A 12,167-nucleotide genomic window follows, 5' to 3' on the forward strand; every position below is an offset into this window, starting at 1 on the left:
ACTTATACTCACCTCATATGTGGGGAATACCTTTTCACGATCCAAATCCAAACTACCTAGATTAAATAGCTGTTTAAGGTAAAAACGATACTATGATAGATCTTGATAATCCCCCTGAGGAGTGCATCGCATTCTTCCAGGATACACTACAGCTTTTGCACACAAGTGGCAGCCCATTTTTGGTTGGTGGTGCGCTGGCGATGTTTCATTATACGGGGATTATTCGTCCCACCAAGGATCTGGATATTTTTTGCAAGAGCAGTGAATATCCGAATATCCTAAAACATTTTGCGGCCAGTGGTTATCAGACCGAATTGACCGATGTCCGTTGGCTTGCCAAAATCCATAAAGCTCCCTATTTTATTGACATTATATTTGATAGTGTCAATCATAATTGTACGGTGGAACAGGATTGGTATGAACGTGCACCTGAAGGGATATTATTTGATACACAGGTGCGCTATGTTCCGGCTGAGGAACTTGTCTGGTGCAAATTATATGTGCAGAATAGGGAACGTCATGATAGCGCTGATATCAATCATTTGTGGCTTCGCTATGGAAAACAGTTCGACTGGGATCATCTACTGATGCGTATGGACCAGCACTGGCATCTCTTACTCGCACAGCTGATTATTTTCCAGTTTACTTATCCACATGATTATCGCGATATTATTCCAAGGGATTTATTTGAGGAATTGATCAAACGTGCACAGCAACAGTATGAAGTCCCCCCCTGTCTCGAAAAAGTATGTTTGGGCCCGTTGATTGATCAGACACAATATCAAATTGATATCAAAGAATGGGAGTATAAATCATACACCATAAAAACAGTATAGCAATGGCAAAGAAAACAACAATTGCAGCAATAGGTGATATCCATATGAATCAGAGCCAGCATGGAAAATGGAAAACGATATTTGAGGAGATTTCGCAGAAAGCCAAGGTCCTGCTCTTATGTGGCGATCTGACAGATACAGGTGATGAAGAAGAAGCCGAAATGCTTGTTACGGAATTGCAGCATTTAAAACTTCCGGTTATCGCGGTGCTGGGCAATCATGACTATGAGAAAGGCCGTCAAAAACAGATCCGTCAGATTCTAACAGACCATAAAGTCACCGTCTTGGACGGCGAGGCAATTGTAGTCGAGGATATCGGCTTTGCAGGCGTCAAAGGGTTTGGCGGTGGCTTTGATCGCTATATGCTCTCGATGTTTGGCGAGGAAGCCATGAAAAGCTTTGTTCAGGAAGCAGTTAATGAGTCTCTCCTATTGGATCGGGCTCTGGCTAGGCTGGAGCAGGAACATACGGATATAAAAAAGGTTGCACTACTTCATTATGCCCCGATTGCGGATACCGTGGCGGGCGAGCCCAAGGAGATTTATCCTTTTTTAGGTTCAACGCATCTGATGGAACCACTTCAGCGCCGGAATGTCGATGTCGCCTTCCATGGACATGCCCATGCAGGAAAATTTAAGGCGCAGTCGCCTACAGGCATCCCCATCTATAACGTGGCTGTTCCTGTGTTGAAGGCCCATCACGGAGATGAAACCAGTTTTGCCCTTATCGACATCTAGCGTGACACATAACCTTTCTGGTCCAACTCAATTTACATCTCCTTTTGAAGCGTCTTTTCGTTTTAAGATCTGCTTCAACTGGGCATGCAAAGTGATCATATTCCCTACAAGAAGCCGTTCTTTTAATCCTGCCCGAAAACGTTTTTTCATAATGCGCTTTACCAATTGGTGACTTACCTCGCCTTTTTCCTGCACTTTCCCAAGCCAGCGGAGCGAGAAAAATGCGAGTATGGAAGCCAGCAAAAATAGAAAGTTCCATTCATGCAAATAAATCAATTTTGCGGCCGACTGCAGATTAGGGCTTTTCCAGGAGATACTGATCTGTAGTTCACGCGTGGCGAAATAGTCAACCAACAAACCGCCCAATATTGGTCCCAAGGCCGTAAAAAATGAAGCGACCATATTTTTTACGGTAACATAAATAATGGCATCAGTTTTTGGTGCAAGTTTCAGCCCGATATTGGTGAGCGCCAGATTAATGCCGCCCGTAGAAATTCCCGTCATGACGTGCAATAGCACCAAAAGGATCATATTAGGCAGTGCCCGGGAAAGGCAACAAATTTGTCCAGATAATCAAAGCGCTTTATGAATGGTTCCATGTGCGGAAGACCGATAAAGTATAAGGTCGACTTCGGATAATTATACTTCATTGTGGCAATAGCTGGCATAGCACAAAGCATATCACCCAATTGAAGCGTACGGAAAACAGCTATTTTATGCATCATGATTGTTTACACAATGGACATCACCTGGGGACAAAGCGTTTGCCACGAGACGGTATAAATTACTATTTATACAAACTTTCCTACGGAAAGATCCGTTCCATGTATATACACTAACATATAATTACATGGAAAAACTAAAAGACAAGAAAATTGCCATACTCGTTGCCGATGGATTTGAAGAGATCGAGTTGAGCAGTCCAAAAGAAGCATTGGAAAATGCTGGCGCCAAGACCTATATTATATCCCCCTCAAAAGATAAAGTCAGGGCTAAACAAGGTGATGAATGGTCAGGCGATTACCCCATAGATGTTAATCTGCAAGAGGCAGAGGAAAATAAATACGATGCACTGCTCTTACCAGGCGGGGTAATCAATCCGGATAAACTACGGACTAATAAATCTGCCATTGCACTGGTGAATGCATTCTGGGAACGTGACAAACCCATCGCTGCCATCTGCCATGGGCCTCAGCTGCTGATCAACGCCGATCTCGTACGGGGTAAAAAGATGACTTCGGTAGAAGCCATAAAAATGGACCTGATCAATGCAGGGGCCGATTGGGAAGACAGTGCCGTGGTTGTAGATGAAGGACTGATAACCAGCCGTACGCCAGATGATCTTCCTGAGTTCAATAAAGCAATGATTAAAGCATTCGGAAAGGTATGATCTTTGAAAAGGCGTAGAAGTACAGCATATTTACGTAATAAATCGGTCAACGTTTGAGGTCATGAAGCTGTTCAAGTAATAAGTAACACATAAATCAACATATTATGAAGACGGCAAAACATACGGCCAGCAACACGTCCAAAGGACAGGCGCAAGGCAACACCAACAAAAGTAAAAGTATGAACTCAAGTCATGCAAAAAGTTCATCTACTCCAAAGAGTGCCGAAAATGGTAGTGCTAGTAAAACAAAGGACGAACTCTTGCAAATGGCCAAAAAATTGGAGATTATCGGCCGCCATGACATGAGCAAAGATGAACTGATCAAGGCAATTGACAAGCACAAAAAGAATTAATGCATAAAAAGGTGATCTGTTAGAGGTCACCTTTTTTTACCTTTTTCGCTGGGCTGGTCCGTGGGATCATTCGGCATATCATTCAGTTGCTCTGCCTGCGGATCCACCCCCGCCTCTGCATCACCATCGTCTTTATGATCCACCTTTTTTTGCACTTCTCCTTCTACTCCGAGTTTGACCTTTTTCTTCTTTTCCATTTCCTTTCCAATCAGCCTATTTTCATTTTTTGTTGCCATAATTGTTTAATTTTTAGTGTAAAAGCATATGATGAAAGCCAAACCGAACTAGCCCGGCTGTATTTCTTGTATGTGTTTTTTCAATTAGCCGCTGCCGGTGTCCCTCCACCGTACGCTTGCTCAAAAAGATGCGGTCAGCGATTTCGGCATTGGTATAGCCTTCAGAAATCAGTTCAAGTACAGCTAGTTCCCGTTCAGAAATATCGTACTTGGCAAGGATATAGCCCTTATCGGACGTATTTGCTATGTATTGACGATAATTTTCTACGCAAGATATGCCCAACGAGACGCTGAGGTATTTTTCCCCATTTGCGATCTGGCGGATACCAAATAGTACTTCATCGGCAGAACTATCTTTAACCAGATAGCCATCTCCACCTGCGTTCAATACGTCATAGACGGTTTGTATATCATTCAACATGGATAACGCAAGGATTTTTGTTTGTGGATACTTTTCTTTGATATGTGCGATCAGTGAAATTCCATCCATTTCTTCCATCTTAACATCTGTCAGAATCAGATCCGGCCCTTGATTTCTGGTTAAAAAATCAAGGGCCATCTCACCGCTCTCGACATCTGCCAATACAGCTATATCTTTTTGAGACTCCAGAATCAGTCGAAAACCATTTCTAACTAAATGATGGTCGTCTACAAGCATTAACTGTATCATAACTTTTTCTTTAAATGAACTTAATGTCCTATTGAAATAGGTCCTAATAAAATAGGAACATAGCTAAACTGTAAAAAGTTTTTTACAATGCGAGATAGCCTTTTAGATGATTTAAATCTGTATATTTTTTCATCGAACAATATGCAGCTAAAATTTTAAATGGCAAACGTTTCCTGATTTACACCTGTTCCATAAAAGAACAGCTATTTTTCAACAAATGGATATAGTGCATTGAAAACAAAACTGAAAGAAAATGAAGAAAATGAATAAAATGATCAAAACAATTTTTGCGGGTGCTATTTTACTCTCCATGTTTGCCTGTAATGGCGCGCAGACGGATGATCAAAAGTCAAGGGAATTGATGCGTGACTCCGTAGCGAATGATACCACTACGATTCAATACAGGGATACAACGTCAAGCGAATCGCGGGGAGAGATTCCACCAACGCCACAACCGGATACATCAACAAAAAAATAAAACGATTTAATCCCGAGCGTTGTTTATTAACTGATTATAGCATAATTTATATGTGCTCCCCCGTCGGGAGATGGACGGAGATCGATTTATTGTAGGAAGCTAGACACGCTTGTGTCTAGCTTTTTTAATCTCATTTTTACAGCTGATCTATTCAAAAGTCAGGCTGATTTTTGAAAAGCCCAATCCCTGCAATAAAGGTTTGAAGACCGTAGTTGCGTTTGCTTTGGTCTGCTGCAGAATATCAGATTTTTTCACATCATCTGCTACTGCTTTTTCCGCGGTTTTATAGGCTTCATCAACCAATTCCGCTTCTCTAAGAAAAGCCATTTTGGTATCATAAACTTTTGAGGCTTCATGATCTATCTTAGTATAACAGATCTCTGGAGCGGGCAATTTAATGGAAACAGAGTCCCCTATCACCTTGATATCCTCAGGCGTGAGTTTTGCCAGATTGACACAGCCAACAGCATCCGCCTTTACAATGAGCAGTACACTAGCGTCCGGTAAAAATGTGTTGATATTCTTATGTTCAACAACATCACTGTAACGGTATTTGACAAGTTCCAACTTACCCATGGCCTCAATGCGTTCCACCAAAAGCTGATGTTTGCTTTCGACCTTAGAGCCACTATTATATTTTTGATAGACAAACCATGCTCCTACTGCCAAAATGGCTACAACAATTAAAAATTTTAAAAATTTTCCCATAAATAGTATAATACAAATAATAGACCAAGGTCCAATAATGGACATTTGAACCGAATATGTTACACGAATATTAAATTTTATCGCCCGATGACATGTCCGGATAAAAATATACCATTTGATAGACAATCGTTTAGTCAAAAAGTTTAAAAAACATTTGGAGGATATGGGGTATAGTACTACTTTTGTGACATCAAAATCACGGTAGGTATAGCTCAGTTGGTTAGAGCACTAGATTGTGGTTCTAGGGGTCGTCGGTTCGAGCCCGATTACTTACCCGAAAGGCGGATCAAATTTGATCCGCTTTTTCTAAACTCAAGGACTTTTTTCTGCTGTTAACCATCCTTCTGCCCTGTCTTTAAAATTTGGTCAACTTTTGATCTTGTTGTGCTGTTCCATCTGTATAGCTTTTGATGATTATGAAAAAAAAAGGCAAAATTTTTATAGGGATTTCTGGTTGGTATTACAAACATTGGAAAGCTGTTTTTTACCCGCCAGAACTGAAGAATGAAGACCAATTAAATTTTTATTCCAAATATTTTTCCTCCGCGGAAGTAAACAATTCCTTTTATAGATTACCTACAACGGAAATGTATGAAAACTGGTACAGTCTGGTCCCTGCTGATTTTATATTTGCAGTGAAGGGCAGCCGCTTTATTACACATTTAAAAAAACTTCGTGTTGACGAAGATATTATCGATCAATTTATTCAACGAGCATCCCCCCTGAAGGAAAAACTGGGACCTATCCTATTTCAATTGCCACCAAAATGGAAAGTTAATCTCGAACGCCTGGATCACTTTCTAAAATTATTACCAAGTGATCATCGGTTTGCGTTTGAGTTCCGCGATCATACCTGGAATATTGAAGAAGTTTATAAGGAACTTAGACAGTACAATTGTGCTTATTGTATGTATGATCTTGCCGGATATCAAAGTCCGCAAATTGTAACAGCAGATTTTGTTTATATACGTTTACACGGCCCCGGAGACAAATACGAGGGAAGCTATAATGTCGAACAATTGGAAGGTTGGGCAGATAAATGCATGACCTATCGAAACGAAGGAAAAGATGTTTACCTCTATTTTGATAATGACCAAAAAGCTTATGCAACTCAAAATGGACAGAAATTGCGCTCGCTATTAAAATAATAAGCTTTTTAATCTTTGGCACTGGCTTGATTATTGCAAAGACACATCCGAGAACGATCATCAATTTAATTTCCTTTTTGTTAACCTATATGAAAAAATATCAACAAGATACTTTTCTATTTAATGAAGCGCTCCGCGAGTTGCCTTTAGCAACAGCTATTTATGACAATCCCAACCTCAATATTGGTTTCGCAAATCCAATGATGCTAGCGATCTGGTATTGTAATCAAGATATCATAGGCAATCCTTTTTCAGAGATATTTCCAGGATTTACGCAAGATGGTTATGCAGATTTGCTCAAAAATGTCTGGGAAAGTGGAACAACTTATAACGCATTTGAAGCACCCGTAAATATCTATAATGGAGATTTAAAAATACAGCGTTATTTTAATTTCGAATATAAACCGCTTGTTGACAAAAGAGGTCAGACGTATTCCATTTTGCATACAGCCACAGACGTTACGGAAAAAGTAAAGCTGGCTGAAGTGAAGGCACAAGAACAGCTGCTCAATAATAGTTCCAAGCTGGAGATGATTTCCCGGTCACTTTCGCACGACGTTAAAAGCCCGCTCGCACTTTCTGAGTTTGCTGTTACCTTGTTGAAGGAACGCTCGAATATGCCAGTGAGACGACGCCAGGAGCTGTTTAATTTGATTGATGAATCCCTCCACGACATCAACGATATTATTGAAAGGGTCATCGAGCTGACAGTAGGGCCAATAGCTCAACTGAAAAGACAGTTTATCCATCTGGACGATGCACTTACATTGTTGTGCCGCGAAGCGAAAGTACTATTTCGTGCCCACCACATACAATTTATTTTTGGAAATCTTTTTCCGCTCGATAGCGATCCGGCGAGCATTTATCAGATCTTTACTCACTTGATAAATAATGCTGTGAAATATTCTGCTGCCAATAAAAAAGCGCAAGTAGAGATTTATAGTGAAAAGGCAAAAAATGGCCTAATTTACTATATTAAAGATAATGGTATTGGTATTGCGCCACATGAGCTGGAGCATATTCGCTTTGGGCGGCTCCGGCGCGACAGCGCTGGACATTCCCCACACCAAGGCGTAGGACTTGCTATTGTTCAAGAGCTTATGAAAAGACTGAATGCGCAATTTATGATTTTTAGCCGAGTAGACCGAGGGACAGAAATACGTCTGTTCTTTCCGATTAACTGATTGGGCTGTAAATTATTATAAATCGGTAACAATGTATTTATCTTTTCAATATTGATCTTTTCTGGATTTTTATAGACAATAGTCGAATTTTAAAAAGAATCAAACCATCTCTTTTTAGTCGCTGTTCTTCCCATAAAAATCAAGATTATGGCAACATCAAATCAAAACAACCAAGAGATGCCCAATGCACATTTACATGAGTTATTTGTGGATGAATTAAAGGATGTTCTTGGTGCAGAAAAACAGCTGTTAAAAGGGTTAAAGAAGATGAGTAAAGCAGCAGAAAGTGAGGAGCTGAGACAGGCTTTTGACGAACATTACAGTCAAACTGAAGGTCAGATCGAACGGCTAAAAGAAGTATTTTCATCGCTTGGAAAGGCCGCCCGCGGCAAGAAATGCAAGGCGATGGAAGGCCTTTTGGAAGAAGCAGATGAGATTATTGAAAGTTTTGAGGGTGATCCGGCACTAGATGCCGCCCTAATTTCTGCTGCACAAAAGGTTGAACATTATGAGATTGCAAGTTACGGCTGCCTGGTCACGTATGCAAAACTAATGGAACATACTGAAGTTGAGGAATTGCTCCAACAAACATTGGACGAAGAGAAACAGACAGATACTTTGCTTACAGAGATAGCGATGTCAGGCGTCAATGAGTCCGCTTCTTAATAAAAAGCAAAAGCCCAAGATTCGGGCTTTTGCTTTTTGCACTAGTTGTAAAAATATTTTCGTCACCCAGCTATTTTCGACTGTTATCACTACAGCGCGATAGTTTTTCGGTTGGTGGCAGATTAAGATTTTCCAAACCCTTGTTCTTTAGCTTTTGTTCCTATAATAACCTAAATACGTAATTTTTATAAACAAGTAATTTTTAGTTATAGATAAAGACAATTCCGATATGACACAGATGACAGAAGTAATTATACATGCTGCCCGGCTAGGCAATGTCGAAGTATTACAGGAGCTCATTCGACAGCAGGTAGATTTAAATAGCCGTGACACCAAAGGCTACACGCCATTAATTATCGCCTGCTATAATAATCAGTTCGCCGCGGCTAAACTCTTGCTCGAATCTGGTGCCGATGTCAACGCGCAGGATAATGGTGGCAATACCGCTTTGATGGGGGTTGCCTTCAAAGGCTATAAAGATATTGCTGAGATTCTGATTCAACATGGCGCAAACTTAAACCTACAACATGGCAACGGCGGTACAGCGCTGATGTTTGCGGCTATGTTTGGCCGAAATGAGGTGTTAAAACTGTTGCTCGACAAGGGTGCAGACCCAACGCTTCTGGATGTTCGCGGGCTTTCTGTATGTGACCTCGCGGCCCAGCAGGGTAATGAAGCTGCGATTGCCATACTGACAAACTAAATAAAGAATCGTTCGGATAAATACCATCTTAAATAGCGAAAGCCCGGCGTATTACCGGGCTTTTTTATGGTTATCTTTTTCTAAGCCGGTACCTGTCTCGGTTTTTCACGCTCCCAAAAGCGGTGCTGTGCAATTGCTTTGACAAATTTCTCAGCCAAGTCACTGGCGTCTTTTTCGAGAATCACTCCCTCTTCAAGAACAGTTTTTTCTGAAAATTCGTCGGGAAGCTTATTGAAGAAATAGGTAGCTTCCAATACTTGAATTGCATCCGCATCCGCTGCAACTGCTTTGCAATGTTTAAATGCTTCATTCAGAAAATGTACTGCATTTGCCTCTGCTTCCAGAGTCGCCACACTATTTTTTCCACCAGGCACATATACAGCATCATACAGTACGGATGCCCCGGTCAGGAAGCTCTCTTCGACCGGGATTTTCGTGTTATCAGAGGCAGTGATCTCGCCCAATTTCAGGGCAATAACATGCACCACGCCACCGGCTGCCATAATCGCGTCACTTACCTTTTGCAGGGATACAGAATCGACTCCATCCGCGGCAAGTATTGCTACTTTTCGGCTTTGAATACTATCTTTTATCGTATTTTTCATACTCAATGCAGGTGAAACTTTAACCTTTCCTTCAACTTGTATAGGTTCATAGTCTTTGGGGTCAGCATCAGCAGGTAAACTGTGATTGATCGGTTTTTCGGGTTCCTGAGGCACCTTTAATCCAAGTGCAAAAGCCACTTCAGCAGCCAGGCCTTTATCCACTAAAGACAAGATACCAATCATGCGTTGTCTCACGGCGACAGTTTTTACCTTACCCAATTCGAAACTGAACGCATCAATAATATGATTTTTCTCGGGTTCTGATTGACTGTGGAAAAATAACGCCGCCTGGCTAAAGTGGTCGCGGAAACTATCACTGCGGGCACGCACTTTTTTGGCATCAATACGTTCTTGATAGCTCGTAAAACCACCTTCTGCCTCTTTCACCTGGGCAGGATCGTTACCACCGAGCGAATTTGGCCCATAGCTGGTTTTACCACGGTCAATTCTTTGGCGCATAAACCCGTCACGCTGGTTATTGTGCGATGGGCTGATCGGTCGGTTAATCGGTATTTCATGAAAATTGGGTCCGCCCAAGCGGATGAGCTGTGTATCGGTATAGGAGAATAGCCGCCCCTGCAATAAAGGGTCATTGGTAAAATCTATTCCCGGTACGACATTGCCGATGTGAAAAGCCGCTTGTTCCGTTTCCGCAAAAAAGTTATCTGGATTACGATTGAGCGTCATTTTACCAATTCGCTGCACGGGGACAAGTTCTTCAGGTATAATTTTGGTAGAGTCCAGCAGGTCAAAATCAAATTTAAACTCATCTGCTTCGGGAACGATCTGCACGCCTAGCTCCCATTCTGGGAATGCACCGCTTTCGATAGCATCCCAAAGATCGCGCCGGTGAAAATCAGGATCCTTACCCGAAATATTCTGTGCCTCATCCCAGGCGACGGAATGTATCCCCAGAAGCGGTTTCCAATGAAATTTAACAAAAGTGGCTTCTCCCTTCTTATTAATAAATCGAAATGTATGTACGCCAAATCCTTCCATCATCCGGTAGCTGCGTGGAATGGCTCGATCACTCATTAACCACATAATCATATGGGTAGATTCGGGCATCAAGGAAATAAAATCCCAAAAGGTATCATGCGCGGAAGCTGCCTGCGGAATTTCGTTGTCCGGTTCAGGTTTGACGGCATGGACCAGATCGGGAAATTTCATCGCATCCTGAATAAAAAATACCGGCATATTGTTACCTACCAGATCGAAATTCCCTTCCTGCGTATAAAATTTGACGGCAAAGCCACGTACATCACGGGCCAGATCTGTTGAACCACGCGACCCCGCCACTGTCGAGAAACGGACAAATACTGGAGTTTCGGTGTCCGTATCGTTTAAAAATGCGGCTTTGGTCAGCTCCGCAAGCGGTTTATAAAGTTTAAAAACACCGTGTGCGCCAGATCCCCTGGCGTGTACCACGCGCTCAGGAATACGTTCGTGATCAAAATGGGTAATCTTCTCCCGCAGGATAAAATCTTCCAGCAATGTGGCTCCACGGTCACCTGCGCGTAATGAATTTTGATCGTCGTTAATCTTTACCCCCTGATCTGTTGTCATCAGTTGGCCGGACGCATCGCTTATATGCTGACCTAATGATTTTGTTTTTTCGTTTTCGGGCTGTTGGCCCTTTTTTATTTCTGTGTCTCGCTTTTTCATGTTATTTGATGTGTTATGATTCTTCTGCGGCCGTATAGTTAATTTTATTTTCCGCCACCTCAGTGAGCAGTGCGTCAGCTGTTTGTTCCTCGCCGAGCGTCTGCTCAAGTAATACGGCTACTTCTTGCAGTCCCAGTGTCGCAGCAAGCTGGAGCAAACCACCATAGCTGGCGATTTCATAATGCTCCACTTTTTGTGACGCTAAAATAATTCCCACATCCCGGGTTGCAGTTCCTGCGCCGGTACTTTCGATGATGCCCTCCGCTTCTTTGGTCAGTCCTTCCATTGCATCACATTTTTTAGCCAGTGCTTCTTTGCCCAATAGCTTGAATATCTGCTCCAACCGCGAAACGTGCTCTTCTGTTTCCTTGAGATGATCTTCGATAGCAGTGGCCAACGCCGGTGATGTTGCTGCTTTTATCATTTTTGGCAATGATTTGACGAGATGGTTTTCGGCCCAGTAGAGGTCCATGATTTCATCCAAAAAGAGTTCCTGCAACGCCGGCTCAGCATTAGCAGTAGCCTTAGTTTTAAATTTTGGCGTAGTTCCAGTTTCTTGTTTCATAATTCAACGTTTAGAAGAGTAAATAAACTGATGTTTACTTCATGAACGGATGCCCGAAATAAATCGTTTGCTTTTTTAGGAAAAAAGCAAATAATGGACGGAAACGTTCAAGCTATGGAGACAAAACTAGGTACAATTAAAAAAGCTAGGTTGGAAAGGTGCCTAGCTTTAAAAAACTTTCTTCATGACTGGGACAAGCAGTCTTTAGTATAAGGACAATATA

At 41.9% G+C, this 12,167-nt stretch carries 16 protein-coding genes and 1 tRNA gene; 10 read left to right on the forward strand and 7 right to left on the reverse strand.

What is annotated here, in order from left to right; translation table 11 throughout:
* The first annotated feature begins 92 nt into the window (after nt 1–92).
* Together ABTV71_RS15005 and ABTV71_RS15010 are read left to right on the forward strand one after the other, a co-directional pair.
* Nucleotides 93–836 carry a hypothetical protein gene (locus ABTV71_RS15005; RefSeq protein WP_433900084.1) on the forward strand — a complete coding sequence of 248 codons (744 nt, stop codon included), beginning with the start codon at nt 93–95 and terminating at the stop codon, nt 834–836.
* 2 nt (nt 837–838) lie between these two features.
* Nucleotides 839–1,573, forward strand: coding sequence for a metallophosphoesterase family protein (locus ABTV71_RS15010; protein WP_121126123.1), 735 nt, complete (start codon nt 839–841; stop codon nt 1,571–1,573).
* A gap of 27 nt (nt 1,574–1,600) precedes the next feature.
* On the opposite strand, the gene ABTV71_RS15015 is transcribed toward ABTV71_RS15010, so the two are convergent.
* Together ABTV71_RS15015 and ABTV71_RS15020 are read right to left on the reverse strand one after the other, a co-directional pair.
* Complete coding sequence (locus tag ABTV71_RS15015) at nt 1,601–2,104, reverse strand: hypothetical protein (protein ID WP_433900085.1); 504 nt, start codon at nt 2,102–2,104, stop codon at nt 1,601–1,603.
* Nucleotides 2,101–2,298, reverse strand: coding sequence for a glycosyltransferase family 9 protein (locus ABTV71_RS15020; RefSeq protein ID WP_433900086.1), 198 nt, complete (start codon nt 2,296–2,298; stop codon nt 2,101–2,103). Before ABTV71_RS15020 ends, ABTV71_RS15015 begins: the two co-directional genes overlap by 4 nt.
* Nucleotides 2,299–2,423: 125 nt before the next feature.
* Between ABTV71_RS15020 and ABTV71_RS15025 the strand changes: the two genes are divergently transcribed.
* Nucleotides 2,424–2,963 carry a type 1 glutamine amidotransferase domain-containing protein gene (locus ABTV71_RS15025; RefSeq protein WP_121126210.1) on the forward strand — a complete coding sequence of 180 codons (540 nt, stop codon included), beginning with the start codon at nt 2,424–2,426 and terminating at the stop codon, nt 2,961–2,963.
* Nucleotides 2,964–3,067: 104 nt separating this feature from the next.
* Complete coding sequence (locus ABTV71_RS15030; protein ID WP_433900087.1) at nt 3,068–3,316, forward strand: hypothetical protein; 249 nt, start codon at nt 3,068–3,070, stop codon at nt 3,314–3,316.
* A gap of 26 nt (nt 3,317–3,342) precedes the next feature.
* On the opposite strand, the gene ABTV71_RS15035 is transcribed toward ABTV71_RS15030, so the two are convergent.
* The gene (locus tag ABTV71_RS15035; RefSeq protein ID WP_433900088.1) at nt 3,343–3,552 is read right to left on the reverse strand and encodes a hypothetical protein; all 210 of its coding nucleotides are present in this window, start codon (nt 3,550–3,552) and stop codon (nt 3,343–3,345) included.
* Between the two features lie 13 nt (nt 3,553–3,565).
* A complete protein-coding gene (locus tag ABTV71_RS15040; RefSeq protein WP_433900089.1) occupies nt 3,566–4,222 on the reverse strand; it encodes a response regulator in 657 nt (218 codons plus the stop codon).
* A gap of 253 nt (nt 4,223–4,475) precedes the next feature.
* Between ABTV71_RS15040 and ABTV71_RS15045 the strand changes: the two genes are divergently transcribed.
* Nucleotides 4,476–4,700: a hypothetical protein gene (locus ABTV71_RS15045; protein ID WP_433900090.1), complete on the forward strand. Its 225-nt coding sequence runs from the start codon at nt 4,476–4,478 to the stop codon at nt 4,698–4,700.
* A gap of 147 nt (nt 4,701–4,847) precedes the next feature.
* Here ABTV71_RS15045 and ABTV71_RS15050 read toward each other — a convergent pair whose 3' ends face one another.
* Nucleotides 4,848–5,408: a DUF4230 domain-containing protein gene (locus ABTV71_RS15050; RefSeq protein WP_433900091.1), complete on the reverse strand. Its 561-nt coding sequence runs from the start codon at nt 5,406–5,408 to the stop codon at nt 4,848–4,850.
* A gap of 201 nt (nt 5,409–5,609) precedes the next feature.
* Between ABTV71_RS15050 and ABTV71_RS15055 the strand changes: the two genes are divergently transcribed.
* From ABTV71_RS15055 to ABTV71_RS15075, 5 genes are all read left to right on the forward strand, one after another.
* A tRNA-His gene (locus tag ABTV71_RS15055) sits at nt 5,610–5,683 on the forward strand.
* Nucleotides 5,684–5,824: 141 nt separating this feature from the next.
* Complete coding sequence (locus ABTV71_RS15060; protein ID WP_433900092.1) at nt 5,825–6,556, forward strand: DUF72 domain-containing protein; 732 nt, start codon at nt 5,825–5,827, stop codon at nt 6,554–6,556.
* Between the two features lie 89 nt (nt 6,557–6,645).
* Nucleotides 6,646–7,740 (forward strand): ATP-binding protein, encoded by a 1,095-nt coding sequence (locus ABTV71_RS15065; protein ID WP_433900093.1) that lies wholly within the window; start codon nt 6,646–6,648, stop codon nt 7,738–7,740.
* Nucleotides 7,741–7,887: 147 nt separating this feature from the next.
* Nucleotides 7,888–8,406 carry a ferritin-like domain-containing protein gene (locus ABTV71_RS15070; protein ID WP_121126133.1) on the forward strand — a complete coding sequence of 173 codons (519 nt, stop codon included), beginning with the start codon at nt 7,888–7,890 and terminating at the stop codon, nt 8,404–8,406.
* Between the two features lie 229 nt (nt 8,407–8,635).
* Complete coding sequence (locus ABTV71_RS15075; protein ID WP_121126134.1) at nt 8,636–9,109, forward strand: ankyrin repeat domain-containing protein; 474 nt, start codon at nt 8,636–8,638, stop codon at nt 9,107–9,109.
* Between the two features lie 80 nt (nt 9,110–9,189).
* Here the strand turns inward: ABTV71_RS15075 and ABTV71_RS15080 are convergent, their stop codons facing one another.
* Nucleotides 9,190–11,379: a catalase gene (locus tag ABTV71_RS15080; RefSeq protein WP_433900094.1), complete on the reverse strand. Its 2,190-nt coding sequence runs from the start codon at nt 11,377–11,379 to the stop codon at nt 9,190–9,192.
* 13 nt (nt 11,380–11,392) lie between these two features.
* A complete protein-coding gene (locus ABTV71_RS15085; protein WP_433900095.1) occupies nt 11,393–11,944 on the reverse strand; it encodes a ferritin-like domain-containing protein in 552 nt (183 codons plus the stop codon).
* Nucleotides 11,945–12,167 lie beyond the last annotated feature (223 nt).

Source organism: Sphingobacterium puteale, assembly GCF_050986225.1.
Classification (GTDB): Bacteria; Bacteroidota; Bacteroidia; order Sphingobacteriales; family Sphingobacteriaceae; genus Sphingobacterium; species Sphingobacterium puteale.

Coding starts and splice junctions, on each gene's coding strand:
- ABTV71_RS15080 (WP_433900094.1), bottom strand. CDS start 11,379: ATGAAAAAGCGAGACACAGAAATAAAAAAGGGCCAACAGCCCGAAAAC.
- ABTV71_RS15030 (WP_433900087.1), top strand. CDS start 3,068: ATGAAGACGGCAAAACATACGGCCAGCAACACGTCCAAAGGACAGGCG.
- ABTV71_RS15075 (WP_121126134.1), top strand. CDS start 8,636: ATGACACAGATGACAGAAGTAATTATACATGCTGCCCGGCTAGGCAAT.
- ABTV71_RS15005 (WP_433900084.1), top strand. CDS start 93: ATGATAGATCTTGATAATCCCCCTGAGGAGTGCATCGCATTCTTCCAG.
- ABTV71_RS15040 (WP_433900089.1), bottom strand. CDS start 4,222: ATGATACAGTTAATGCTTGTAGACGACCATCATTTAGTTAGAAATGGT.
- ABTV71_RS15015 (WP_433900085.1), bottom strand. CDS start 2,104: ATGATCCTTTTGGTGCTATTGCACGTCATGACGGGAATTTCTACGGGC.
- ABTV71_RS15070 (WP_121126133.1), top strand. CDS start 7,888: ATGGCAACATCAAATCAAAACAACCAAGAGATGCCCAATGCACATTTA.
- ABTV71_RS15025 (WP_121126210.1), top strand. CDS start 2,424: ATGGAAAAACTAAAAGACAAGAAAATTGCCATACTCGTTGCCGATGGA.
- ABTV71_RS15085 (WP_433900095.1), bottom strand. CDS start 11,944: ATGAAACAAGAAACTGGAACTACGCCAAAATTTAAAACTAAGGCTACT.
- ABTV71_RS15060 (WP_433900092.1), top strand. CDS start 5,825: ATGAAAAAAAAAGGCAAAATTTTTATAGGGATTTCTGGTTGGTATTAC.
- ABTV71_RS15010 (WP_121126123.1), top strand. CDS start 839: ATGGCAAAGAAAACAACAATTGCAGCAATAGGTGATATCCATATGAAT.
- ABTV71_RS15050 (WP_433900091.1), bottom strand. CDS start 5,408: ATGGGAAAATTTTTAAAATTTTTAATTGTTGTAGCCATTTTGGCAGTA.
- ABTV71_RS15035 (WP_433900088.1), bottom strand. CDS start 3,552: ATGGCAACAAAAAATGAAAATAGGCTGATTGGAAAGGAAATGGAAAAG.
- ABTV71_RS15065 (WP_433900093.1), top strand. CDS start 6,646: ATGAAAAAATATCAACAAGATACTTTTCTATTTAATGAAGCGCTCCGC.
- ABTV71_RS15020 (WP_433900086.1), bottom strand. CDS start 2,298: ATGATGCATAAAATAGCTGTTTTCCGTACGCTTCAATTGGGTGATATG.
- ABTV71_RS15045 (WP_433900090.1), top strand. CDS start 4,476: ATGAAGAAAATGAATAAAATGATCAAAACAATTTTTGCGGGTGCTATT.